Genomic DNA, 24,561 nt, shown 5'->3' with positions numbered 1-24,561 from the left:
GCCGTACGCCCGCGCCTGTGCATGGATTGCACAAGCGCCGCGCATCGTTCCATGCATCGAGGGAGGTCCATGCTTCAGGCACGTGTTGCCGCGGGATTCGCGATGGTGTTCCTGGCCGGTTGCGCCGGCGCGCCCTCGATCCCGCTCGCCGGTGCGTATTTCCCGGCGTGGCTGCTTTGCGCGCTGATCGGCGTCGTGGGCGCCGCCGTCGCGCGCGCCCTGTTCGTCATGAGCGGCGTGGCGCAGTTGCTGCCGCTGCAGCTCTTCGTGTGCACGGCCATCGGCGCGGCCATCGCGGCGCTGCTCTGGTGGGTCTGGGTGGGGCTGTGACGAAGAACGCCGGCCGATCGACACGGGGGCGGCGTCTGGCGCTTTCGCTGGCGATCATCGCGGTCTGCGCCGTGGTGGCAGTGGGCGTCAACCTGGCGAGCCGGCCTTCGACGGACGACGCGACCATCGATGCCGACATCGTCCACGTGGCCGCGGCCGTCGGCGGCCGCATCATCGAACTGCCGGTGCGCGAGAACCAGCAGGTGCGCAAGCGTGACCTGCTCTTCCAGATCGATCCTCTGCCCTACAAGCTCGCGGTCGCGCAGGCCGAGGCCAATGTCGACGTTGCTCGCGCGGCGCTCGATTCGCAGCGGCGCGTCGTGTCCACGCAGCGTTCGGCGGCGGTGACGGCAGCTGAACAGACACGTCGCGCCACGACGAACCTGGGCCTGACCGAGCGCACCGAGGAGCGCCTGCGTCCCCTTGTGCAGAAAGGCTATGTGCCGCAGCAGCAGCTCGATCAGGCGCAGACCGCGCGGCAGGACGCCGCCACCTCGTTGCGACAAGCCAGGGAGCAGGCGCAGGCCGCGGAGCGCGCGATCGCCGACGATGCAGGCGGCGTCGCCGCGGTCGCTGCGGCCGAAGCGGCGCTCGCCATCGCCAAGCGCGCGCTGGACGACACCTCCGTGCGCGCGCCGCACGACGGACGCATCGTGGGCCTCACGGTGTCCGCGGGCGAAATGGTCGTGCCGTCGCAGTCGCTGTTCACCCTCATCAACACCGAGGAATGGTTCGCCATCGCCAACCTGCGCGAGACCGAGCTGCATCAGGTGCAGGAAGGCCAGTGCGCCACCGTCTATTCGATGGTGGACCGCCGCCAGCCGATCCGGGGCGTGGTCGACGGAATCGGCTGGGGCGTGCTCGCCGACGATCGCCTCAACCTGCCGCGCTCGCTGCCCTATGTGCAGAGCTCGCTGAACTGGGTGCGGGTGGCGCGGCGTTTTCCGGTGCGGGTGCGCCTCACGGAGCCGCCGCCCGCGCTCACGCGCGTCGGCGCCAGTGCCGTGGTCGAGGTGGGACATGGCGCCGCCTGCCGCTGAGGCGGCCTCATCCGGCGCGATGGGCTGGCTGCGCCTGCTGGCCCCGGAGCCGGGCCGGCTCGAATTCGCCGCCCGGCTCGCGCTGATCTGCACCCTGACCGTGATGATCACCGCGCTCTACGGCACACCCGAGCCGGCGCTCACGGCCTACGTGGCCTTCTTCCTCGTCAAGCGCGATCGCGCGACCAGCGTGCTCCTGAGCGTTGCCGCCGCGCTGCTGATCACCCTGCTGATCGGCTTCGTCCTCTTCGTCGCGAACGCCACGCTCGACCGGCCGCCGTGGCGCGTCGCGAGCATGACGGTCATCGCCTTCGGTCTCCTGTTTCTCGTCTCGGCGAGCAAGCTCGGCGCCGGCGGCGGCATCGTGGCGCTGATCGTCGCCTATGCGCTGGACGTGCTCGGCCGGATGCCGATCGGCGAACTCGCGACGCGCGGGCTGCTGTACGCATGGCTGTTCGTCGGCATCCCGGCCGCGGTGGGCGTGGTGGTCGCGCTGTTGATCGCGCCCTCGCCGCGCCAGCTGGTGCAGCGTGCCCTGGCGCATCGCCTGCGGCTCGTCGCTGCGATGCTGCGCGAGGCCGAACCGCAAGCCGCGCAAGCCTTCGCCGATAGCGCGCGCGAGGGCGATGGCGAGATCCGGACGTGGCTGAAGCTCGCGGGCGCCGAGCGCAGCGCGCCGGCACCGGAAACGGCAGCGCTGCGGCAGGCGGCTGGCAGCACTTCCGAGTTGATGTCGCTCACCGCGTTCGCCTCGCAGACGCCGCAGGCCCAGCTGCCGCAGGAGGCGCGCGAGGCGCTCGCCCGTTCGGTCGACGCGAAGGCGCAGGACATCGCCGCAGGCCGCCTTGACGCACCCGACTCCGACGCGGCGGACACCGCGAACGGCGCGCCCGCACCCACGCTGGCCGCGCGCGTGCAACGCGTCTTCGACCACCTGCTGGCTCGCTTCACCCTACCGCAACGGATCGCACCCGCGGCGCCGCAGGAGCGTGGCGGCTTCCTGCGGCCCGATGCCTTCACCAACAGCGACCACGTCCGCTTCGCGTTGAAGACCACCGGCGCGGCGATGTTCTGCTACCTGCTCTATTCGCTGCTCGACTGGCCGACGATCCACACCTGCTTCATCACCGTCTTCATCGTGTCGCTCGGCACGGTCGCCGAGAGCGTGGAAAAACTGAGCCTGCGCATCGCAGGCTGCCTCGTGGGCGCGGTGCTCGGCTTGTTCACGCTGCTCTATGTCGTGCCGTCGCTCCACTCGATCGGCGGCCTGATGGCGGCGGTGTTCGCGGGCACGCTGATCGCGGCCTGGGTCGCGGCCGGCAGTCCGCGCATCGCCTATGCCGGCTTCCAGATCGGCTTCGCCTTCCTGCTGTGCGCGGTGCAGGGCCCCGGCCCGTCGTTCGACATGCTGACGATCCGCGATCGCATCATCGGCGTCCTGATCGGCAACCTGGTGGCCTATGTGGCGTCGGCGCACTTCTGGCCGCTCGGGGTGGCAGCGCGGATCGAATCGGGCATCGCAGATGCTCTCGCGCGCCTCGCGGCCGAATCGCGCACCGGCGCGCGGCCGCCCGAGGCCGCCGGCGAATGGCTCGGCAGCCTGGGCGCGATCGAGTCCGATCTCGACATCGCGCACTACGAGCCGGATTCGGTCCGCCCTTCCGACGCATGGCTGGCGCATCGCCGCGAGATCGTGCGACAGGTCGGCGCGCTGCAGGAACCGTTGGCGATGCTCACGAGCGAAGGCGCAGCATCCGCCTTCCTGCCGCGGCTGGAGCGCATCGCCGGCGCCACCGCGCCCGAAGCGCGGCCGGCGCCGGCGCCGGACCTGCAAGATCCGCTTGAAGCGCTCGTGAACCAGCGGCTTCACGATCTCGAAGCGGCACTTGCGACGTCGGAGCCGCTCGGCTCGACAAGCGCCGAGACCGCATCGGAGAGGCCCCGTGAAGCGACGTAGCGTGTCGATCCCCTTGGCGGCGGCGTTCCTGGCGGCCGCATGCGCTTCGCCGCCGGCCGATCTCGCGCCGCCCGCGCCCGACCGGCCCTGGAAGGCCTCGGTGGACGCGGCCGGCAACATCCGCCCCCCGAAGACGGCCGGCGACGCGGGAGGCACCGCGGCGTCGCATGTGCTGCCGTCCAACCCCGCGCTCGGCGTCCTGCCGCCCGCGCCGACGTCCATCGACGCGGACCACGCCTATACGCTGCCCGAGCTCATCGACATCGCGCAGTCCAACAGCCCACAGACGCGCGTCGCCTGGGCCACCGCGCGTGCGGCCGCGTCGGCGGTGGGTGTCGCACGCGCGGCCTATCTTCCGCATCTGTCGGCCAGCGCGGTCGGCGGCTATCAACGGTTCAACGCGAACAACTCCACGCTCGGCATCGGTGTCGACAACAACGTCTCCGGCAGCGGCGCCGTCGGCGCGCTGGCGCTGCAATGGCTGCTCTTCGACTTCGGCGAACGCGACGCGGTGGTCGACGCGACCGAGCAGCTCTCGTCCGCATCGAACATCGCATTCACCTTCGCCCACCAGCGCGTGATCCACGATGTCTGCCTGGCCTTCTATGCGCACGCCGCTGCGCGCACGCACGTCGACAACGCGGAGAAGGCGCTGGTCAACGCCCGCGAGATCGAGGCCGCCGCGCAGGACCGCTACAAGCACGGCGTCGGCACCGTCATCGATGTCGCGCAGACGCACCAGGCGACCGCGCAGGCGCAGCTCGCGCGCGTGCAGGCGCAGGGCGCGGCGCAGAGCACCTACGTGGCCCTGATCGCGGCCATGGGCATCTCGCCGCTCACCCGGCTCAAGGTGGCGGACGTGTCGGGCCGCAAGCTTTCGGCGTCGATGGCGGATCCGGTGGAGAAGATCGTGTCCGAGGCACTCGCCCGCCGCCCCGACATGCTGGCTGCGTATGCGGCGCAGAAGGCGAGCATGGCCAAGGCCGCGGCGGCCGAAGCGGCCTTCAAGCCCAAGGTCTTTATGTCGGCGGTCGGCACCTACGGCACCGGCCGGCTGGGCGTGACCGCACTGCCGTCGTTCGACCAGCAGTCGATCACCAACAACGTCACCAGCCGCGGCGCCGGAGGATCGGTGCTCTTCGGCGTGGCGGTCCCGCTCTACGACGGCGGCCTGCGCAACGCCGCGGTCGAACAGGCGCGCGCCGACGTCGACAGGGCGGCGGCGACCCTGGACAAGGCGCGCTCGGACGCGGTCCTGCAGATCGTGCAGGCGCAGGATGCGCTGCAGACGAGCCTCGCGGCGCACGAAGCGGCCACTGCACTGGAGGCCGCGGCGCGAATCACCTTCGACGCGCGCCTGGATGCCTACCGCCACGGTGTCGGCACGGTCACCGAGGTTGCGCTTGCCGACACCCAATGGCTGCTGGCCCGCAATGCCGCGGCCGATGCGTACAGCCATGCGCTGTCGGCGGCGGCGACGCTGGCCTTCGCGACCGGCTCGCTCGGTGCCGCGCCGCAGTAGCTTGGCTACCGCGCAGAAGTCGAAGCAGGGACCGGAACGTCCAACGTCGTGCCGATTCAGGCTCTGCGCAGGAGCCTGCGACTGCGCCAACGCCAGCGAGAACGGCAACGAGGGTCAGGACGCGATGAAGGTGCCGTCAGGTGGCAGCGGGCCACTCTGGAATCGGGACCAAGGTCATCGACCACGAGCGTGTGTTCAGCTTGCGAGAACGGCCTTTCGAAGTTGTGGCGGTCTACCACGTGGCAAACGGGCTCATCGAACGCGTTTGGCTATTTCCTGAGGAATGAGCGCCCCAGACTGACCGCGACACGGTCACGCTGAGCCGGATGAGTCAGTGGCCAAGTCCGGCGCTGCAACAAAGCTATCGTGGCTGGCGACCGTACACGATCGACTGCACCACGCCCGAGCGCAGGAAGACAGTGGCCATCAAATCGCCCGGCCCGCGCTCGTAGAGCCATTGTTCGATTTGCTGGCACGGCACCACAGCCGATGCGAAAGGCTCTGGAACCACATTGAGCGTGCCGCCGTAGTACACCGGCGCACAGTACGTGTCCGTGAGCACCGGCTGGCCGCACTTGTAGATGACAGACAAACGAGAGTCACCCTCCGCGACGATGCCTCCAGGGCACCGCAGCGATTCCGCAGTTGCCAGGCATGGCAACCCGACCAGGACCGCGACGCACGCGAGCTTCAGAAGCTTCATGGCCGTTTCTTTCATTCCGCCTTTCCATTTTGCTCCGCGATCGGGACGAACGAATCGCGCTGACTGCAGCTGCACGCCGTGTGGCACAGTTCGGCCAACAGCGGACTGTCGTGCTCGGTCTCCGCGCAAAACGCACTGACAGCTGGCCAAGCAACCATCACTAGCAATTTCATATCTGTGAAGAACGTCTTGAGTGCAATCTGCGTGGTCGTGCTTGCCTGCGGCTGCGCAACTCAACCGTCGACCGTGCCGGGTCAAGGTTCAGGCGCGGCCTACGCTCCGATGGTCGATATGGAGGGTGTTCAGGCCGATGCCTTTGCGAAGGACGTTGAAACGTGCCGGACCGTAGCGTCGAATATGCGGGTGCAGCGCACCAGGATGTACGGCAGCGAAGTCTCGGATGTCATCGTGATTGGCGTGGCCATGGTCTTTCCCGTGGCGGTGGCGGGCGCAGCGCTGGTCGGGGGTATCGCCACTGCGGTGTACGACGAGGCATATCCGGGCGGCGGGCCCGCGGAGCCGAGGATGCAGCAATCGGCCTTGGTCGATTGCATGGCCCGCAAAGGCTATAGGAACATGGACCCGAACGTGACGGTCACATATGTCGCTGCCACGCCGATTGGACCTTCATTGCCAACCCGCAAGACGGGTCTGGATACGTACGTCGCCGAGAAGTTTGCAAAGGCCACGAACTGCAGCACCGTGCCGCGGGCCGTCCTTGAAGAGAAAGGGCCCGGCTTCGAGCGATACAGCGTTCAATGCGCCAACGGCCAGACACTTGCCCTTCGCTGCGAGTTCGGCAACTGCTCGAAGGAAGCGGCCGTCGGGAATTGACCATGAAGGACGGAAGCTGACGACGTGCAACATTGATCAACTGGAACGTCTTGGACCGTTCGTGCCGGCGGAATGTGACGGGATGCGGGCCAGAACCCGACGCTCGTCGACCCGGCTCAGTTTGCTCGACAGCCGACTTTGACGGGGCAGGGATTCTGCCCAATGCACTTCCTAGCGAGATTTTCCCTGAGGCAACATCGCCACGAGCACCCCGTCCTTGAGCACCACATGATGGAGGATGGCGGCAACGGCGTGCAGGCCGGCGAGCCACATGATGGAGTCACCCAGGAATTGGTGCACGTCGCCCCAGTCAGCCAGGCCAGCGACCCGGGATTCTGCGATGAAGGGCATTCGGTCGATGCGTACGCCTCCCAGGAGCGTAAGGGGATGGCCTTCGCTTCCCAGGGCCAGGAACGCGGTGACGGGCAACGCAAGAAGCAGCACCCACAGCGCAATCCTCACCAGCTTGGCTGCCAGATGCATCCACCTGGCCATCTGAAACTGCGGTGCGGCCGGGCGTAGGGCCATCCATGCCAGACGCAGCACGGTCAGCACCAATACGAGCATCCCCAAGGACTCGTGCCATACGATGTCGCTTCGAGTGGCCGGGTCGACCCCTTGGCGCATCAGGCGACCGAAACCACCTGGTCCGAGGATGAATGCGACGGTTACGGTGATGGCCGTGACCCAGTGGAGGACCTGGCTGAAACTGTCATAGCGGGAAGCGGGCTGCTGATTCATGGTGTAGCGAGAGCGGAGGCTATACGAGGCGTGACTCGCCGGGTATATCACCGACGCGTGACTACTTGGCCCCGGGAGGCGCCGCCGCGGCGGCGCGCGCTTCCGGCACCACGTCGTAGGTATAGAGGCGCTTGCGGAATTCGGCGTGCGCGGAGAGCTCCGCGTCACGGGCACGGAGATCGATGTCGGTCGAGTCGAGACGAAGTCCATTCTGTCGGGCACCAAGCTGAATCTCCGCCACGCGCTTGCGACGCAATCGCTCGTAGACAAGCAGCGACGCCGGTACTCTCGATGTGTCCACCTGGCCCAGAATCGTCGCGAGCGCCATGCCGTCCTCGATGGCCTGGTTGGCCCCCTGACCCAGATGCGGCAGCATCGGATGTGCCGCGTCGCCGAGCAGTGTCAACCGGCCCTTGGTCCACGTCGGTAGCGGCTCACGGTCGTAGAGTGCCCATCGAAATGTCTTGTCGACCTGCTGCAGCACATCGGCGATGCGCGGGTCCCAACCTTCGAACTCGCGGCGCAGCGCCACTGGATCACCGGGCGCGGACCATGATTCCTTCATCTCCTCATCGGTCGGCACGAAACCGACGTAGTTGACTATCGTTCCGTGACGAACAGGGAAGACCAGGAAATGCCTGGATGGGCCGGCCCACATTTGCCAGCGATCCATCGGCCAGTTCGGCAGGCGCTCGCGCGAGACCAGACCTCGATATGAAACGGTGCCGTGGAAGACGGGCTTCGAGGGCGGAAAGACGTAGGAACGCAGTTCGGAATGTATGCCGTCGGCGGCAACCACGACGTCGGCCTCGGCGATGGCGCCGTTGGCAAACTCGACGCGGGCTACGTCGTCAGTCTGCTCGAAGCCGATAGCACGATGGCCGGTATGGACGATCCCGGCGGGCAGGTTGGCAGCGAGGAAATCGACAAAGTCGGCGCGGTGCATGCCATAGGTCGCGTTCCAGCCGGAGGCATCGGACACCTGCACCGCGGCGATTGGCGTACCGTCGTGGCGAAAGTAGCAGGAGCCGGGACCGACTCGCGCCCCCCATCTCTCGACGGCGGGCCCGAGGCCCACACGCTGCAGGTGGCGCACCGCATTCGGTGTCACAAACACACCAGCGCCGATCTCGCCCAGCGCGGACGCCTGTTCGTAGACAGAAACGCGCAGCCCCTGGCCGATCAGCGCATTGGCGGCGAACAAGCCGCCAATGCCGCCTCCGACGATCAGGACGTTTGGTCGAAATGCCATTTCCACCCAATCGAAAATGACTCAACAGGGCATTGTGCGAGCGTGACTGGCAGAGGGCAACGGCAATGACGAGGAGCTCCTTCGCGCTTGCGGCCGGGTTCAAGGCGCTGCGGAGTTCGACACGAGCTTCGCCCAAGGGGAGCGTGACCCATGCTGATGGGTCAGTTGCACTGGATGAATTTCCCGTTGGTCTGGCACAGCCTTCCTTCCGGACTGATGAACCGGGACCCGTCGCCCGTGCTGTTGTACAGCTTGCCCTGACTGTCCCAGCATCCTCCCGCAGTGCAGTTGCTGAGCGGCACCGGGGACGGGGCCGGTTGCGGCACCGCGGGTTGCCGCGCCTGATCCTGCTCCCGCGCGCGCAGCGCATCGGCTGCGCCCCCGCTGTCGTAAGGGCGACCAATCTGGACGGGCTGAACCGTGATCGGCGACCCACCGCCCGTCACTGAAATCGGGGCCTGGGCCGTGGCGCCGGTGACGGCAAGCGTGACGGCCAGGAAGACAACGGGTCGGCTCATTTCTGAAGCACCTCTCAAACTCCAGCAGCGCACTCCGCGTGCAGCCTAGACCTATCGCCTCGAAAAACCAAGTCCGCGCGACCTAACGCTGCAGCTTGAAGACCCCGACCGCGCGCGACAGCTGGCTGGCCTGATCCTGAAGCGATCCGGCCGCCGCCGACGCCTGTTCGACCAGCGCGGCGTTCTGCTGGGTCACCTGATCCATCTGCGTGATCGCCTGGTTGATCTGCTCGATGCCCGAGGTCTGCTCCTGGCTCGCCGCCGCGATCTCGCCCATGATGTCGGTGACGCGCTTGACGCTTTCGACGATCTCCTCCATCGTGCGGCCCGCTTCGGCCACCTGCCGCGTGCCTTCCTCCACCCTTTCCACCGAATCGCCGATGAGTGTCTTGATCTCCTTGGCGGCAGCGGCGGATCGCTGCGCAAGGTTGCGGACCTCGGAGGCGACCACCGCGAAACCGCGTCCTTGCTCCCCCGCGCGCGCCGCTTCCACCGCGGCATTCAGCGCCAGGATATTGGTCTGGAAGGCGATCCCGTCGATGACCCCGATGATGTCCACCACCTTGCGTGACGACGAGTTGATCGAGTCCATCGTGCCGACCACCTCGCCCACGACGCTGCCGCCGCGGATGGCCACCTGGGACGCCGACAAGGCCAGCTGATTGGCCTGACGCGCGTTGTCTGCGTTCTGCTTGACCGTGCCGGTGAGCTCTTCCATGGACGCAGCGGTCTGCTCCAATGAACTGGCCTGCTGCTCGGTGCGCGACGACAGGTCCTGGTTGCCAGTTGCAATCTGGCCGGACGCCGTCGCGATCGTGTCCGTTCCGGTGCGCACTTCCCCGACGATCTGGATCAGGCTCGCATTCATGTCGTTGAGTGCCAGCAGCAACTGTCCGGTTTCGTCGCGGCTGTCTGCCTCGATCTTGATGGACAGATCGCCGGATGCCACTGCTTGCGCGGCCGTCACGGCCCGGCGCAGGGGCCGGGTGATGCCGGTCGACAGTCGCCAGGCGAAGAAGCCACCCAGGCACAGCACGGCGGCGCCGAGGGCCAGGAGCAGATCCCGGCTGGTTCGATAGCTGGCACCGAGCTGGACCACCGTGCCATCGATCGCGCGGCGCTGCATGTCGAGCAGGCGCTGCACGTTGCCCAGGTAGGTGTTGGCGACAGGGATGAACTGCTTCTCCAGGGCGGCGTTGGCCTCTTCCTGCTTGCCCTCTGCCTTGGTCTTGACCACGACGTCCCGCGCTTCGAGGTATCGGGTCCGCACCTCCTGGAAGTCCTTCCACAGCGCCTTTTCATCCTCGCTCGTCAGCAGCGGCTCGAGCTGCTTCTGCATCGCCTGTGCGGCTTTCGTGGAGTTCGCGCTCTCCTCGGCGAAGTAGGGCCCGAGCGACGGATCCGAGCTCTTGGCGATTGCGGTCGTCCGGCGAACGCCGATCTCCACCAGCCTGTACCAATCGCTGATGATCCGTTCCTTGGCGAGCGGCTGATGCGTGATCTCTTCGGCGGCCGCCGTGGTTTCGCGCAAGCGCCAGATGCCGAGCGCCGTGATCAACACCATCATGGCCAGCACGAGGCCGAATCCCACGCCCAGGCGGGCACCGATCTTCCAGTTCTTCACGCCAGTTCCTTTTGGTCGGCTCGTCCGACTGTCACGGCATATCGGCAGTCCGGCGCAAGAATTGAGGGCATCTGCGCGGCAGCTTCGCCTTGATTTCGGCCTGTACCGAAATAAACCTTCGGGATACGTGACCTACTTCACGCGGGGAAGGTCACCAGACCCGGTCCTGTCATACGGGCCTCATAGCCTCGCGCCGCATGAATTCACCGCAACTTCCTTTGCGCCGCCGCCTCCTCCAGGCCACGGCCGCCACCGCCGCGTGCGCCGTCACCGGCGCACCGATGCTCGCATTCGCCCAGTCACGTGCCGCCGACAGCGCAGGCCCGCGCGTCACGCAGTTGCTCGACATGTCGCCGGACCAGCAGGAGTTCTCGCGGGACTACGCGACCGGCATCCGCCTCGCCTTCGCCGAATTGCGCAAGGCCAACGCCGCCGCGCCGCAGCTTTCCACGGTGGAAACCGACGGCACGGAGGTCTCGGCGCACAATGCGATCCAGCTCGTCAGGAACGATCCCGCGCAGGTGGCCCTGCTGGGCACGGTGGGCGAGGCGCTGGCCCTGTCGAGCCTCAAGGAGGCCGCGGCCGCGAAGCTGGACATCGCCCATGTCGCACCGTGGCTTGCCGATTCGCAGTTCGACCGCGATCCCCATGTGTTCAGCCTCTTCGCCTCGCGCGAGGACCAGATCCGCTACGTGCTCAGGAACCTCGCCGAGATGGGCGTTTCCGAGCTCGGCATCGTGTACCCGAACCCCGCGCGTGCCGAAGCCCTCCGCGCCAGCACCGAGGCGATCGGCGGCCGGCTGAAGATCAAGCTGCGCACGCTGGCCATCCCGGCCGGACAGGACCCGGCGGCCTATGCCTCGCAGCTGCGCCCGGATGCGCCCTTCTTCCTCGTCTTCATGGGCGCGGGCATCGAGCTCGCGCAGTTCACGCAGGGCCTGAGCCGCCGCGGCATGCAGCGCTATGTGGTGTGCCTCGCCGATGTCGACACCAACACCTTCATGCAACTCAATCCCGGCAAGTCGGTGCCGATCATCTTCACGCAGGTCGTGCCCAACCCGCGCTCCAGCAAGGTGCCGGTGGTGCGGGCGTATCGCGATGCGCTCCAGCGCCTGTTCGACGAGTCCCCCACGCCGGTGAGCCTGGCCGGCTACCTCGCCGGCCGCTACGCCGCGCAGGTGATCGCGAGCACGGGCGCGAACCCGTCGCGCGCCAAGGTGCTCGCGGAGTTCCAGCGACGCCGGTCGTTCGATGTCGACGGCTGGCGCATCGAGTATGCGGACGGCGGCCGCGCGAGCAGCTTCGTCAGCCAGACGCTCCTGAACGCACAGGGCGCCTTCGTCGGCTGACGTGCGGGGCGGGGGCCGCTCCCTATACTCGCGGACGGGTCCGGGGCCTGTCGCGCGGCAGGTACTCGTCATCAGCCATCCACGCCTGCCATCCGTTCAAGAATGACCGCCACGCACGCCCCCGATTCGATCGCCACGGAACAACGCAACAGGGGGCGTCTCGGGACCATCGCAAGAACCGCCTGCGCGGTGCTCCTGGCGGGGCTGCTCGCGGCCTGCCACGCGCCGGTGCGGCTCATGCCGACGCCAGCGTCCTTCAGCAACGGGGATGTCGACCCCTTCGAGAAGATCGGCGCCAAGCTCCAGACCACCGAGGTGCCGGTGTTCTACGCCACCAACCGCGTGGCGCTGATCGAGCACCCGGACCCGATCCACACCATCGTGCCGAGCGACGACCTGCGCATGGGCATCGCGCACGTCCGCGTCGGCGACGAGACGCTGGACTGGGAGACGCTGCACCGACTCTCGACCAGCACCGATCCGGACGAGCGGCCGATCGTCCACCTGGACCGTCTCGAACAGATGGCAAAGCTGCGCGCCAGCGAAGACGTGAAGAACTCGCCCGATGCCAAGGCCTTCTTCGCGATGGTGAACCAGGCGCTGGCCGCGAGCCCGAACAGCGAACTGCTGATCTACGTGCACGGCTCCAACAACACCGTGCCGCGCGCGGCCGCGCAGGCGGCGCAGTTCCGGCACTTCACGGGCCGGCGCATGGTGGTGCTGGTGTTCATGTGGCCTTCGGCCGGGTCGATCCTTCGCTACCTCACCGACGTCAGCAACGCCGAAGCCTCGGTCCCGCCCTTCGCGCGCATGGTCGAGCTGCTGGCCGAGAACACCAGCGCCTCGAAGATCGACGTGCTGGCCTACAGCGCCGGCGCGCAGGTGCTGAGCCCCGCGCTGGTGCGCCTGGGCACGCCCCGCCCCGGAGAGACGCGCGAACAGCTCCAGAAGCGCCTGCGGCTCGGGCAGATCTACTTCACCGCGCCCGACATCGACACACGCCGCTTCGTCAACGAGCTGGGCGGCTACATCGACGTCATCGAGCGCGTGAGCATCGCGGCCAACCTCAACGATTCGGTCCTGCGCTTCGCCGCGATCGTCGGCCGGGCCTCGCGCGCGGGGCGCCCCGACGTGACCGAGCTCGACGAGGAACAGACCCGCTTCCTCGTGGACGCATCGCGCAAGCTGCGCTTCGACCTGATCCGCGTCGACCCGAAGGACATCCCCAACCTGCCGGAGACCTCGCATGCCTTCTGGTACGACGACCCGTGGGTCAGCGGCGACATGCTCGCGCAGTTCGTGCTGAACGCACCGCCAACCCGGCGCGGGCTCGACGAGCAGCTCACGCCGGGCGGCGCGCGCTACTGGCGCTTTCCTGCGGACTTCTACGACCGGATCTACCGGCTGTTCAGGCCGTGACTGCCCGCGGCCTCGCACCGCTGCTGCGCGACATCCGTGCGTGCACCCTGTGCGCGCCGCAACTGCCGCAGCCGCCGAGGCCCGTCCTGCAGGCGCACCGCGCCGCGCGCATCCTCATCGCAGGCCAGGCGCCGGGGAGAAAGGTGGACCGGAGCGGCATCCCCTTCGACGACGCGAGCGGCGATCGTCTGCGCCTCTGGATGGGCGTCGACAGGGAGACCTTCCACGACCCCACCCTCATCGCCATCGTCCCGATGGGCTTCTGCTATCCGGGGACCGGCGCCTCGGGCGACCTGCCGCCCCGGCCGGAATGCGCCACCGCCTGGCGTGATCGCGTGCTGGCCGGGTTGCCGAACATCCGGCTGACACTGGCGATCGGCCAATACGCGCAAGCCTGGCACCTCGAGCACGGTGCCGGCGCCACGGTGACCGGGACGGTCCGCGCATGGCGGGACCATTGGCCCGCCATGCTCCCCCTGCCCCACCCGAGCCCGCGCAACAACGTCTGGCTGCGCCGCAATCCGTGGTTCGACGAGGAAGTGATCCCGGCGCTGAGGGCGCAGGTGCGGAAATTGATCGAACTGCCCTAGCGCACCAGCAGGCTGCGCAACCCCTGCAAGACCCCCGGCGCCGGCCGCGCTTGCGACGCCCACTTCGTGTAGCGCAGGCGCTCCTCGACCAGCACGACGCCAAGCGCCCGGAGGTTCTCGCGGCTGTAGTGCCATTGCCCGGACACCACGAAGTGGCCCGCCATCGCATGGGGCGTGATGGTCACGTCGACTGCGCCGATGCGCTCCATCGTCTCGGCGCGCGCGGCCGCCTGCTGCGAGCCGCCGCCGAGGATGTCCACCCGGCGCGTGAAGGCGAAGCTCACGGTCTGGACCTGTTGGAAGCCGTCGGCCAGGAACTGGCAGATCTCCAGGAAGATCAGGCGGCCGATGTGGATCTGCGCATCGCTCACCACCTTGGCGGGACGGAAATGCTCGATGTGGACCGCGCTGCCGCCGCTGCTCACCGGCACCGGGTCGATCGTGCCCAGCAGGTCCCCGCCGTCAAGAATGTTCATGACCCCGCCCAGGCGATAGGGCGAGCCGGAGGGACCGGTGATCTGGAGTCTTCGCAGGTTCATGGAGCAGTCGCGTGGGTTGCACGCGCCTTGCCGACGTCCGACGCTGCACGCGCAACAAGGCTTGCTCGTGTCTATCGGCGCTTGCGGCCAAAGGTTGAGGCGGGATCGACGAGTATGTCTCAAGCCGCGCTCGCTCCAATTAGGCGCACACGCCTAGAAGAGCCCTACGGCAACAATTCGAACTTGAGCTCCGCCAACGGCGTTACTTTCTCGTCCCGCGTCAGCTTGTACTCGGTGTTCGGGCCGAGCCACTTGGCCCAGAGCCTGTCGATCTCGCCCGACTTGTCGAGCGCATAGAGCGCGGCGTTGACCTTGGAGAGCAGCACCGGCTCGTCCTTCTTCATGCCGATGCCGATCGGCTGGTAGACCATCGGCTCCTTGATCATCTTGAGCTCGACCCCCGAGGTCTTCGACTGGTTGACGAGCTTGGTGATGGTCATGGTGTTCGCCACCATGCCGACCGACTTGTTCTGCTGCACCGCCATGAAGGCCGAGCCGGTGTCCTGGAAGGTGACGGGTTCGGAGCCGTTCATCTTGATCGACAGTTCGGACGTCGATCCCTTCGTCGAGCTCAGGCGCTTGCCCTTGAAGTCGGCCTTGGTCGTGCCCGGGTCGGAGGCCTTGACCGCCAGCATTTCCTTGGCGATGTAGTACGGGTCGCTGAACTGGATCTGCTCGCCGCGGCTCTTGGTGTAAGCCAGGTTCGCGACCGTGACGTCGACGCGCCCGAGCTTGACTTCAGGCACCCGCGCCTCTACCGACAGCGGCGTGACCTTCGCCGTAAGGCCCAGCTGCTTGGCGAGCGCGTTGCACAGGTCGACGTCGAAGCCGACCATCTCGCGCGTCTTGGGATCAGGTGCGGCGAAAGGCGGGACGTCCGCGAAAGTGCCGCACTTGAGCTCCTTGCGCTGGCTGATCTCGTCCCATTGGTCCGCGTGCGCGAACACGGTGAGCGCGGACAGGCTGCAGCCGATGACGGCCAGGCGGATCGCAGTCTTCTTCGACATGATGAACTCCAGGTGACGTGGTTTGCTGTGAAGGGTGGAATGGCGGCGGCTCAATGCGCACGCAGATCGGAAAGGAAGCGCTTCGCACGCGGATGCTGCGGGTTGCAGAAGAAGGCTTCGGGGTCGGCTTTCTCCAGGATCTGGCCGGCGTCCATGAACCAGACGCGGTCCGCGACTTCGCGCGCGAAGTTCATCTCGTGCGTGACGCACATCATGGTCATGCCCTCGTTGGCAAGGCTGCGCATGACCGAGAGCACTTCGCCGACCATCTCGGGGTCGAGCGCGCTGGTCGGCTCGTCGAACAGCATCGCGGGCGGCTCCATGGCCAGGGCGCGCGCGATCGCCACGCGCTGCTGCTGGCCGCCGGAGAGCTGCGCGGGATAGGCGCCCGCCTTGTTCGCAAGGCCCACGCGTTCGAGCAGCTGCATCGCCTTGTCGCGCGCCACCGCGCGCTTCACGCCCAGCACGCGCGTCGGCGACAGCATGATGTTCTCGAGCACCGACAGATGCGGGAACAGGTTGAAGCTCTGGAACACGAAGCCGATGCGGCTGCGCAGCTTGTTCAGTGCGGCGCTGCCCATCGGCGCGTGGATGTCGTGGCCGTCGAAGAGCAACTGGCCCGACTTGATCTCTTCCAGCCGGTTGACGGTGCGGATGAGCGTCGACTTGCCCGAGCCCGAAGGCCCGCAGACCACGACCACCTCGCCGCGCTTGACTTCGGCGTTGACATTGGTGAGCGCCTGGTAGTCGCCGTACCACTTGTTGATGTTGGAAAACAGAATCATCGGTGTGTCCTCTGCGGCCGCTGGCGGCCTGCGCTGGGCTGTGTCGGGTGTCATGCTTCTGTCTCCTTTTTCGTCGTTCCATCGTGCCGTCGTGCGCGGCCTCACGGATTCGTCGCGACCGTCGGCGGCAGCGTGCTTTGCGCTTCGAGGGGTTTGGCCGCCGCCATGCCGAGCCGCTTGTGGGCGATGCGCCGCTCCACCCACTGCGCCAGTTGCGTGAGGCTGAAGCACACCACGTAGAACGTGACCGCCAGGATGAAGAACACCTGGAACGGCTTGGTCAGCAACTGGTTGTTGATCTGGTTCGCGGCAAAGGTCAGCTCCTGCACGTTGATCACGTAGCCGAGCGTGGTCTCCTTGATCGTGGAGATGAACTGGCTCAGCATGCTCGGCAGCATGTTGTACAGGGCCTGCGGGAGGATCACGTGCCGCATGGTCCCGAGGTGGCTGTGCCCCAGCGAGCGTGCCGCCTCGACCTGCCCCTTGGGCAACGCCTGAATGCCGGCGCGGACGACTTCCGACAGGTAGGCGCCTTCGTAGATCACCAGCGTGCAGAGCATGGTGGTGAAGCCCGAGACGTCGCGCCCGATCAGCAGCGGCACGAGAAAGTAGACCCACAGGATCACCATCAGCAGCGGCACGCCGCGCACCACGTACACCAGCACCGCCGCCGGCCAGCTCACGAGCTTCCACGGCGACAGGCGGGCCAGCGCGAGCAGAACCGAGAGCGGGAACGCCATCAGGATGCCGAGCACCGAAAGAATCAGCGTCGCGCAGATGCCGCCGAGCGGGCCGCTCGGGTACTGGCCGACGAGCAGCAGCAGCCAGTTGTCGCGCAGGATCTCGAAGATGCTGTACATGGCTTACCTCGCCCCTGCGATGCGATAGCGGCGGGCCACCCATGCGCCGATGGTCATGATGACCAGCGACAACACGAGGTAGAGCACCGTGGCCACGCTGTAGGCCTCGAAGGCGCGGAAGCTCTGGCTTTCCACCTCCTTCACCGCGTGGGTCAGTTCGGCGACGCCGATCGCCATGGCGAGGCTGCTGTTCTTGAACAGCGACACGCTGTGGTTAACCAGCGCCGGGATCGCGTTGCGCATCGCCTGCGGCAGGATGACGTGGCGCATCGAGCCGATGTAGCCGTGGCCCAGCGCGCGCGCCGCTTCGGCCTGCCCCGCGGGGATCGCGCGAAGCCCCGAGCGGATGTCTTCGCTGAAGTACGCCGCCTGGCACAGCCCGAGCGCGATGATCGAGATGAGCGCTTCGGCGTTGTGGTCCGACAGCCAGGCCTGCACCGCGTCGGGCAGCACGCTGAAGATGCCGAAGTACCAGAACATCAGCTGCACCAGTGTCGGTACGTTCCGGTGGTAGGAGATGTAGGCGGCGACCACGCGTTCGGCGATGCGGTGGGTCGTGAGCCGCACCATCAGCAGGACGATCGCGATCGCCATCGCGAGGAGCCACGAGCCGGCCGCGATCTTCAGCGTCATCTCCACGCCATGCAGCAGCATGGCGCCGAACTCGGGCTTCAGAAGGACGGCGAGTAGATCGAAGTCTTTCATGATCCGTGCCCTCTCCGTGGGTGTTGTGCCGATGCGGCTGCGGGCTTCAGGCCTTGGCCTCTTGCGGCCGGGTGGTGGAAAGCCCGCCCGGCACCTGCAGTGTCGGCGTGATCTCCATGTGGCCGACGTTCACCGCGATCGGCGCGGCGATCGCGAAGGCGATGGCGTTGGCGATGTCCTCGGCCTGCGGCAATTCGAAGCCTTCGACAAAGCGCTTGTAGGTTTCATCCGAATCGCCATGCACATGCGCAAAGATGTCCGTGGCGACGCGGCCCGGACAGATCTCCGTGACCCGCACGCGCTTGCCGAAGAGATCGATGCGAAGCTGGCGCGACAGCATGCTCACCGCCGCCTTGGTCGCGTGGTAGGTGCTGTTGCCGTTGAAGTTGTAGGCCGCGGCGATGGAGCTGATGTTGACCACATGGCCGCGATCGCGCGCCGCCATGCCCGGCACCACCAGCCGGCACAGGTGCAGCACTGCGCGCAGGTTGACGTCCACCAGCAGGTTGATGCCTTCCTCGTCGGCCGCAAGGATCGAGCCCGGCCGGTCGACGCCCGCGTTGTTGACGAGCACGTCGAACGGGACTTCCTTCGCCAGCCGCGTGATGCCGTCGGTGTCGGCGACGTCCAGCGCATGGGGAATGCAGCCGGTGCGCGAGGCCAGTTCGTCCAGCTTGCCGGCGCTGCGCGCAATCGCATGGACCTGCAGGCCTTCCTTGCAGAGGCGCTCGACGACGGCGGCGCCGATGCCCGACGAGGCGCCTGTGACGAGTGCGGTCTTGTAGTCGGAGAACGGCATCTTTGCTTCTTTCGTTAATGAAATTTCACTGTATCGAGCCGAGGGAATCGGCGCCAAGACGGAATGTCTGTGGAGAGATAAGGCGTCCTTATGTCCGGGTTGTCAGGGGTGCCCGGGCGAGTTGCTGCGAGATCGGCACCACGCGGCCGGCGGACTCGACCACCCCGCGCACCGCGCGTGCCAGCGCCACAGCGCCGGGCGTGTCGCCGTGCACCAGGATCGAGCGGGCCTTCATCGGGATGCGATTGCCGGTGTAGGTGGTGACGGTGCCGTCCTCCAGCAGTTGCCGCACCCGGGCCAGCACCGCATCCGGATCGTGAATCACCGAATCGGGGAGCTTGCGCGGCACGAGAAGGCCCTCGTCGTCGCACGCGCGATCGGCCAGGAAGGTGGTGGCCACGCGCAGGCCGCATCGCTCGGCGGCGCCCTCGATCGCGCGGCTTGCGGAGGAACTGATGATCAGATCGGGGTCGAATTCCGCCACGGCGCGCACCAGCGGTTCCGCCAGCGCGGCATCCGCTGCGGCCATGTTGCCCAGCGCGCCATGGAAGCTCATGTGCGTCATGCGAAGCCCGGCGGATCGCGCCATGCCGGCCAGCGCACCGAGCTGGTAGGTCACATAGGTGGCAAGTTCCGCCGTATCGACGTGCATCTGCCGGCGACCGAAGCCCATCAGGTCCGGAAAGCCCACATGCGCGCCGATGTCAACGCCCTTGCTTCCTGCCGTGCGCACGGTGCGGTTCATGATGACCGGGTCGCCGGCATGGAAGCCGCAGGCAATGTTGGCGGAAGAGACGACCTCCAGCAGCGCCTCGTCCTCGCCCATGCGCCAGGGGCCGAAGCCTTCGCCGAGATCGGCGTTCAGATCGATGTCCATGTGGTGCCCCTTTTGCTCGTTCAGTCGACGCGCAGTTCGAAGAGCGCGGTGCCGTAGCCCACGGCCGCGCCGGTGTCCTCTCGCACGCCGGTCACCTGCCCCGCCGTGGGCGCGGTCACCGGCAGGAGCAGCGGGCCGATCCGCAGAAGGCCGAGGCCCTGCCCCGCCTTGACCCGTTCGCCCATGCGAACGACAGGCTTGTCGTGCAGCGGATGGGCCTGCAGGAACACGCCGACGTTCGGCGCACTCGCGATGGCTTGCGGGGGCGCAGCCTCGTCATCCTGCGCCTCGTCCGCCAGTTGCACGATCTCGCCCGAATCCGGCTCACGGCTGAGCCGGATGCTTCCGTCGGGCGTGCGCAGTTCCAGCAGGCCGATGTCGGTGTCGGCCAGCCACGCGGCCATCTGCTTCAGCTCGTCTGCAGTCGGCATGTCACTTCCTTCGCGGCGCGCTGCGGTGGAGTTCCACGATGCGGCTCACCTTGCCGAGCCACGCCTCGGTTTCGTCCAGCGCGGCGACCGCCTCGGCCCAGCCGACTTCGACGAAGCGGATGCGGCTGCCGATCGGCGCCTGCCCGAGCCGCCAGAGGTCCGCCTCGATGACCGTGCCGAACTTCGGATAACCGCCCGAGGGTTGCGCGTCGCGCATCTGGATGATGGGCTGCCCGCTGTGCGGCACCTGGATCACGCCGGGCACGATGCCGTGCGAGCGAATCTCCATCGGCGCGACCGGCTGCAGTGCCTCGCCCTCCAGCCGGTAGCCGTAGCGGTCGCTCTGCGCGGTAATCTTCCATTCGCCCGCCCAGAACGCGGCGCGCGAGGATTTCTCGAAGCCGAGGTACTCGGCGGCGGGCAGCACGCGCGCCGCGGGCATGCCATCGACCTGCAGAGGCAGCGCCAACGAGGGCGGAACCAATCCAAAGTGGGTGCGGCACGCCTCGCCCGCGCCGCCCGCCCGCAGCACGTCGCCGCGCCGCAGCGCACGGCCTTCGTGGCCGCCGAAGGCACCGCGCAACTGGGTGCTGCGCGAGCCCAGCACTTCCGGCACATCCACGCCGCCGGCCACGCACAGCATCGCGCGGCTGCCGCGCTGTGCGCCGCCTTGCGGCAGGCCCAACGTGAGCACCTGGCCCGCCTGCGCCTGATGCACCCACCAGGGCATCAGCGGTGTGTCGTCGAGGCGCGCGGCGCAATCGGCGCCGGTCAACGCGAACGCGCAGTCTTCGTCGAAGCGCACCTTGAACGGAAACACCGGCACCTCGATGGCCGCCGCGTTCAGGTCATTGCCGAGCATCAGGTTGCCGGCCGCGAGCGCGAGGTTGTCCATGGCGCCCGAAGTGCCCACGCCCCAGCGCAGGCTGCCCTTGCGGCCCGCGTCCTGCACGGTCGCGAGCGCAGCAGATGAAAGGACTTCGATCATCGGATGATTCCTTCCACGCGAAAGCGGATCATGTCGCCCGGCTGCAGCAGCGCGGGCGGGTCCTGCGCGGGGTCGAAGAAGCACATCGAGGTGCTTCCGATGGTGTTCCACCCGCTCGGGCCGGCGGAGGCCGACACGCCGGTCTGCGCACCACCGATCGACACCGCGCCGCCCGGGATGCTGAGCACCGGCACCTTGCGGCGCGGCGTGGCGATGCGCGGGTCCATGCCGCCGAGGTAGCAGTAGCCCGGATGGCTGCCGAGCGCGTAGACCGGATAGGTCGGCGCGCTGTGCAGTTCGACGATCTCTTCCACGCTGAGCCCGGTGTACGAGACCACGTCCGCCATGTGCGGCCCGCCCTCACCACCGTACACCACGGGCAGCTCGACCACGCGGCCCTGCAGCGGCAGCGCGACGGCCGCATCCCACGCGGCATGCACGCGCGTCTCCAGCGCCGCAAGTGCCTTCGCATCGCGTGGCGGGCGCTCGAAGGTCAGCATCAGGTTGTTCATGCCCGGCACCGCTTCGCGCACTTCGGGCCAGTCCTGTGCCTCGCGGGCCAGCGCCCAGATGCGCTGCTGCGACGCCAGCGCCATGTCGCCGGGTGCCTCGAACAGCAGCGCGGTGGTTCCGAGCAGACTGATGGTCCCGGCCGATGGTGCGGGTTGCGCGGATGACGCCTTGCCGGTCGCGCGCGTCTTCGGGGCGGTCGCCTGCGGATTCATGTCGTGCTCCTTTGCGCAAGCCAACGTTCGAGATGGTGGATGTCCACGCCGCCGGCGGCAAAGCCCTCGTCGCGCAGGATGTCGCGGTGAAGCGGCACATTCGTCGCGATGCCTTCGACACGCATCTCGGCGAGCGCGAGCCGCATGCGGTCGAGGGCATCTTCGCGGCTGCCGCCCTGCACCACCAGCTTGGCGATCATCGAGTCGTAGTAAGGCGGCACGCGATAGCCCGCATTGGCGTGCGAATCCACGCGCACGCCGAAGCCGCCGGGCACCTGCCAGCCGGTGATGCGGCCGGGCGACGGCGCGAAGGTGGACGGGTCTTCCGCGTTGATGCGGCACTCGATCGCATGGCCCTGGCAGCGCACGTCAGCCTGCGCGAACATCAGGTGCTCGCCGCGCGCCATCCGGATCTGCTGCTGCACGATGTCGATGCCGGTCGTCATCTCGGTCACCGGATGCTCGACCTGCAGGCGCGTGTTCATCTCGATGAAATAGAACGCGCCGCGCTCGTAGAGGAACTCGAAGGTCCCGACGCCGCAATAGCCGATCTGCCGGCACGCAGCCGCGCAGCGCTCGCCGACCTCGGCGATCAGCGCCTCGTCGATGCCCGGTGCGGGAGCTTCCTCGATCACCTTCTGGTGGCGGCGCTGCAGCGAGCAGTCGCGGCTGCCGAGCCACACCGCATGACCATGGCTGTCGGCCAGCACCTGGATCTCGACATGGCGTGGGTGCAGGAGGAACTTCTCGATATAGACCTCGGGATTGCCGAAGGCGCGGCGCGCTTCCTCGCGGGTCAGCGCCATCGCCTCGGGCAGCGCGGCCTCGTCGTGCACCACGCGCATGCCGCGTCCCCCACCGCCGCCTGCGGCCTTGACGATCACCGGGTAACCGACGTCGCGCGCCAGTGCCTTGACCGCTTCCGGGTCGTCCGGCAGGCCGTCGTCCGGCCCCGGCACGCAGGGCACGCCGGCCAGGCGCATCGCACGCTTGGCGGCCACCTTGTCGCCCATGGTCCGGATGCAGTCGCCACTCGGGCCGATGAAGACGAGCCCCGCTTGCGCGACACGGTCGGCGAAGGCGGCGTTTTCCGAGAGAAAGCCGTAGCCGGGATGAATGGCCTGCGCACCACTCACTTCGGCGGCGAAGAGGATGGCCGACTGGTTGAGGTAGCTGTCGCCGGGCGCCGCGGGGCCGATGCAAAGCGCCTGGTCGGCCTGCGACACGTAGCCTGCGTCGCGGTCGGCCTCCGAGTGCACCACCACGGTCCTGAGCCCGAGGCCGCGGCAGGCGCGCAGGATGCGCAGCGCGATCTCTCCACGGTTGGCGATGAGCACGGTATCGAACATCGCGTCACCCTTGCGCCAGGAGGCGGAACAGCGGCCGGCCGGCCTCGACTTCTTCTCCGGAGCAGACCAGCACCTCGGCGATCGTGGCGTCGTGATCGATCTGCACTTCGTTGAAGACTTTCATGGCCTCGATCACGCAGAGCGTCTGCCCGGCCTTGATCGTCTGGCCCGCTTGCACGAAGGGCGGCTCGCCGGGACTCGACTGGAGATGCACCACACCGTACAAGGGCGCGGGATATTCGGCCGGTGCCGATGCAGCGGGCGCCGACTGATCCTCGATATCCGGTGCGGGCCCACGCATCGTCTTCAGCGCTGCGCGGCGCGGCGCACCGTTCAGTGCCGCCTGCTTCACCAGCCTCAGCGTGCTGCCGTTTTCGCTGTACTCCAGCTCTGAGAGGTCCGAGCCTGCCAGCGCGTCGATGAGCGTCTTGATCTGTTCCTGTTTCATGCCGGGTCCGTCGTCGAGACAGAACGTCCTTTGTTGGCATGAAAGGTACTGGCCCGGCGGCCTGCTGCCAAAGACGGATTGGCTGTGCCGGGATAAGGCCCGCTTATGACGGGTCCGTCAGGACAGCACGGTCAGCTCCGGCTCCGGCGTGGAGGCAACGGTGCCCGCGAGGTCTACCACCAGTTCGAGCAGGATGTCCTTGACCGCCTGCGCGGGCTCGGAGAGCGGCAGATGGTCCGACTGGCACAGCGCGAGCGGCGCCTCGATCACCGGCTCCACGATCTGGAACTGCCACGCGCCGCAGGCTGCGACGACTTCGCGCGCCATGGAGGCGGGCAGGATGCTCGCGCCCAGCCCGTCCGCGATCGCGGCGGTGAGCGTGAACGCCGATTCGATCTCCGCCACCACGTGCGGCACCATGCCCGCGCGCACGAAGGCGGCGTCGACCAATTTGCGAACAACGTTGTACGGTCGCGGCAGCATCAGCTCGATGTCGCGCAGATCGGCCAGGCGCACCGGCGCGGCCGGGGCGGGCGTGGTCGCCGGCCCGACGAGGTACAGCGGCTCCTTGAGCAGCGGCAGGAAGGTCAGCCCGTGGATCGCCTTGTCGCCATAAAGAACGGCGAGGTCCATTCGGCCGTTCATGATCAGCTCGCTCAGCGTGGTGCCGTAGTTCTCGTTGAGGTAAAGCAGGATGCCCGGATGGCGCGCGCGCACCGTGCGCAGCAGCGGCAGCGAAAGCGCCGAGGCCGCGGTGCCCGGCGCGAGGCCCACCGACACCTGCCCCGAGAGCCCCTCGCCCGCCGCTTCCATGTCGACCCGCGCCTGCTCGCATTGCCGCAGGATGATCTGGGCGTGGCGGTAGAGCACCTTGCCGGCCTCGGTCGGCGTGACGCCGCGCTTGGTGCGCACCAGCAGCTGCTGCCGCACTTCGCCTTCGAGCGTCGCGAGCTGCTGGCTCAGGGCCGGCTGGGCAATGAAAAGTACTTCGGCGGCCTGCGTCAGGCTGCCGATGTCCACGATCTTGACGAAGTATTTGAGGCGTCTGAGGTTCACGCCTTCTCCCCAAGCAAAAGCCAAGCCCGAGCCTAGCACCGGGGCGCCGCAGTGCCTATCGGGCCGCACCATAAGCTCTGCCTATCGAACCAGAGCGAACTTGTCTTGGCCGA

26 protein-coding genes are annotated in these 24,561 nt (G+C 67.6%); 8 read left to right on the top strand and 18 right to left on the bottom strand.

The window, feature by feature from the left end; all coding sequences use genetic code 11:
* The first annotated feature begins 69 nt into the window (after nt 1-69).
* From BLW05_RS19705 to BLW05_RS19690, 4 genes are read left to right on the top strand one after another with little or no spacing between them, the layout of a single operon-like run.
* Complete coding sequence (locus tag BLW05_RS19705) at nt 70-330, top strand: YtcA family lipoprotein (protein ID WP_093165225.1); 261 nt, start codon at nt 70-72, stop codon at nt 328-330.
* Entirely contained in the window at nt 327-1,370 is a 1,044-nt protein-coding gene (mdtN, locus tag BLW05_RS19700) for a multidrug transporter subunit MdtN (protein WP_093165223.1), read from the top strand. The genes BLW05_RS19705 and mdtN overlap by 4 nt, the downstream gene beginning before the upstream one ends.
* Entirely contained in the window at nt 1,351-3,327 is a 1,977-nt protein-coding gene (locus BLW05_RS19695) for an FUSC family protein (RefSeq protein ID WP_093165222.1), read from the top strand. Before mdtN ends, BLW05_RS19695 begins: the two co-directional genes overlap by 20 nt.
* Nucleotides 3,314-4,849 carry a TolC family protein gene (locus tag BLW05_RS19690; protein WP_093165220.1) on the top strand — a complete coding sequence of 512 codons (1,536 nt, stop codon included), beginning with the start codon at nt 3,314-3,316 and terminating at the stop codon, nt 4,847-4,849. The genes BLW05_RS19695 and BLW05_RS19690 overlap by 14 nt, the downstream gene beginning before the upstream one ends.
* 361 nt (nt 4,850-5,210) lie before the next feature.
* Here the strand turns inward: BLW05_RS19690 and BLW05_RS19685 are convergent, their stop codons facing one another.
* Nucleotides 5,211-5,567, bottom strand: coding sequence for a DUF2845 domain-containing protein (locus tag BLW05_RS19685; RefSeq protein WP_093165219.1), 357 nt, complete (start codon nt 5,565-5,567; stop codon nt 5,211-5,213).
* A 162-nt stretch (nt 5,568-5,729) separates the two neighbouring features.
* Here BLW05_RS19685 and BLW05_RS19680 point away from each other — a divergent pair, with 162 nt between their 5' ends.
* Complete coding sequence (locus BLW05_RS19680) at nt 5,730-6,386, top strand: YceK/YidQ family lipoprotein (protein ID WP_143044864.1); 657 nt, start codon at nt 5,730-5,732, stop codon at nt 6,384-6,386.
* Between the two features lie 171 nt (nt 6,387-6,557).
* On the opposite strand, the gene BLW05_RS19675 is transcribed toward BLW05_RS19680, so the two are convergent.
* The 4 genes from BLW05_RS19675 to BLW05_RS19660 all read right to left on the bottom strand — a co-directional run bounded on the left by BLW05_RS19675 (nt 6,558) and on the right by BLW05_RS19660 (nt 10,521).
* Nucleotides 6,558-7,127, bottom strand: a complete 570-nt coding sequence (locus BLW05_RS19675) for a cytochrome b (RefSeq protein ID WP_093165216.1) — start codon at nt 7,125-7,127, stop codon at nt 6,558-6,560.
* A 61-nt stretch (nt 7,128-7,188) separates the two neighbouring features.
* Nucleotides 7,189-8,379: an FAD-dependent monooxygenase gene (locus BLW05_RS19670; protein WP_093165214.1), complete on the bottom strand. Its 1,191-nt coding sequence runs from the start codon at nt 8,377-8,379 to the stop codon at nt 7,189-7,191.
* Nucleotides 8,380-8,540: 161 nt separating this feature from the next.
* Nucleotides 8,541-8,897 (bottom strand): hypothetical protein, encoded by a 357-nt coding sequence (locus BLW05_RS19665; protein WP_093165213.1) that lies wholly within the window; start codon nt 8,895-8,897, stop codon nt 8,541-8,543.
* A gap of 82 nt (nt 8,898-8,979) precedes the next feature.
* The gene (locus BLW05_RS19660; protein WP_093165211.1) at nt 8,980-10,521 is read right to left on the bottom strand and encodes a methyl-accepting chemotaxis protein; all 1,542 of its coding nucleotides are present in this window, start codon (nt 10,519-10,521) and stop codon (nt 8,980-8,982) included.
* A gap of 197 nt (nt 10,522-10,718) precedes the next feature.
* Between BLW05_RS19660 and BLW05_RS19655 the strand changes: the two genes are divergently transcribed.
* The 3 genes from BLW05_RS19655 (at nt 10,719) to BLW05_RS19645 (ending at nt 13,879) form a co-directional block, all read left to right on the top strand.
* Nucleotides 10,719-11,870, top strand: a complete 1,152-nt coding sequence (locus tag BLW05_RS19655; protein WP_093165210.1) for a type 1 periplasmic-binding domain-containing protein — start codon at nt 10,719-10,721, stop codon at nt 11,868-11,870.
* A 102-nt stretch (nt 11,871-11,972) separates the two neighbouring features.
* A complete protein-coding gene (locus BLW05_RS19650; RefSeq protein ID WP_093165208.1) occupies nt 11,973-13,289 on the top strand; it encodes an alpha/beta hydrolase in 1,317 nt (438 codons plus the stop codon).
* The gene (locus BLW05_RS19645) at nt 13,286-13,879 is read left to right on the top strand and encodes a uracil-DNA glycosylase family protein (RefSeq protein WP_093165207.1); all 594 of its coding nucleotides are present in this window, start codon (nt 13,286-13,288) and stop codon (nt 13,877-13,879) included. The genes BLW05_RS19650 and BLW05_RS19645 overlap by 4 nt, the downstream gene beginning before the upstream one ends.
* On the opposite strand, the gene BLW05_RS19640 is transcribed toward BLW05_RS19645, so the two are convergent.
* From BLW05_RS19640 to nac, 13 genes are all read right to left on the bottom strand, one after another.
* Nucleotides 13,876-14,418 carry a hypothetical protein gene (locus BLW05_RS19640; protein ID WP_093165205.1) on the bottom strand — a complete coding sequence of 181 codons (543 nt, stop codon included), beginning with the start codon at nt 14,416-14,418 and terminating at the stop codon, nt 13,876-13,878. The genes BLW05_RS19645 and BLW05_RS19640 overlap by 4 nt on opposite strands.
* Nucleotides 14,419-14,582: 164 nt before the next feature.
* Entirely contained in the window at nt 14,583-15,425 is an 843-nt protein-coding gene (locus BLW05_RS19635; RefSeq protein WP_093165204.1) for an ABC transporter substrate-binding protein, read from the bottom strand.
* Between the two features lie 50 nt (nt 15,426-15,475).
* Nucleotides 15,476-16,210 carry an amino acid ABC transporter ATP-binding protein gene (locus tag BLW05_RS19630; RefSeq protein WP_093165202.1) on the bottom strand — a complete coding sequence of 245 codons (735 nt, stop codon included), beginning with the start codon at nt 16,208-16,210 and terminating at the stop codon, nt 15,476-15,478.
* 101 nt (nt 16,211-16,311) lie between these two features.
* Entirely contained in the window at nt 16,312-17,070 is a 759-nt protein-coding gene (locus BLW05_RS19625; RefSeq protein ID WP_093165201.1) for an amino acid ABC transporter permease, read from the bottom strand.
* Nucleotides 17,071-17,073: 3 nt separating this feature from the next.
* Nucleotides 17,074-17,775, bottom strand: coding sequence for an amino acid ABC transporter permease (locus tag BLW05_RS19620; protein WP_093165199.1), 702 nt, complete (start codon nt 17,773-17,775; stop codon nt 17,074-17,076).
* Nucleotides 17,776-17,821: 46 nt separating this feature from the next.
* Nucleotides 17,822-18,574 (bottom strand): SDR family oxidoreductase, encoded by a 753-nt coding sequence (locus BLW05_RS19615; protein WP_093165197.1) that lies wholly within the window; start codon nt 18,572-18,574, stop codon nt 17,822-17,824.
* Nucleotides 18,575-18,662: 88 nt separating this feature from the next.
* The gene (locus tag BLW05_RS19610) at nt 18,663-19,451 is read right to left on the bottom strand and encodes a LamB/YcsF family protein (RefSeq protein WP_093165195.1); all 789 of its coding nucleotides are present in this window, start codon (nt 19,449-19,451) and stop codon (nt 18,663-18,665) included.
* Between the two features lie 20 nt (nt 19,452-19,471).
* The gene (locus BLW05_RS19605; RefSeq protein ID WP_093165193.1) at nt 19,472-19,882 is read right to left on the bottom strand and encodes an acetyl-CoA carboxylase biotin carboxyl carrier protein; all 411 of its coding nucleotides are present in this window, start codon (nt 19,880-19,882) and stop codon (nt 19,472-19,474) included.
* Between the two features lies 1 nt (nt 19,883).
* Nucleotides 19,884-20,870 (bottom strand): 5-oxoprolinase subunit C family protein, encoded by a 987-nt coding sequence (locus tag BLW05_RS19600; protein ID WP_093165191.1) that lies wholly within the window; start codon nt 20,868-20,870, stop codon nt 19,884-19,886.
* Nucleotides 20,867-21,595 (bottom strand): 5-oxoprolinase subunit PxpB, encoded by a 729-nt coding sequence (pxpB, locus tag BLW05_RS19595; RefSeq protein WP_093165189.1) that lies wholly within the window; start codon nt 21,593-21,595, stop codon nt 20,867-20,869. The genes BLW05_RS19600 and pxpB overlap by 4 nt, the downstream gene beginning before the upstream one ends.
* Nucleotides 21,592-22,944, bottom strand: coding sequence for an acetyl-CoA carboxylase biotin carboxylase subunit (accC, locus tag BLW05_RS19590; RefSeq protein WP_093165187.1), 1,353 nt, complete (start codon nt 22,942-22,944; stop codon nt 21,592-21,594). Before accC ends, pxpB begins: the two co-directional genes overlap by 4 nt.
* A gap of 4 nt (nt 22,945-22,948) precedes the next feature.
* Nucleotides 22,949-23,392, bottom strand: a complete 444-nt coding sequence (locus BLW05_RS19585) for an acetyl-CoA carboxylase biotin carboxyl carrier protein (RefSeq protein ID WP_093165185.1) — start codon at nt 23,390-23,392, stop codon at nt 22,949-22,951.
* 117 nt (nt 23,393-23,509) lie between these two features.
* On the bottom strand, nt 23,510-24,448 hold the full coding sequence (gene nac / locus BLW05_RS19580) for a nitrogen assimilation transcriptional regulator NAC (protein WP_093165183.1): 939 nt from the start codon (nt 24,446-24,448) through the stop codon (nt 23,510-23,512).
* Nucleotides 24,449-24,561 lie beyond the last annotated feature (113 nt).

It is taken from the genome of Variovorax sp. YR216 (genome assembly GCF_900107745.1).
Lineage (GTDB): Bacteria > Pseudomonadota > Gammaproteobacteria > Burkholderiales > Burkholderiaceae_C > Variovorax.
The sequence above is the reverse complement of the archived record's forward strand: the minus strand, read 5'-3'. Positions and strand labels throughout refer to the sequence as shown.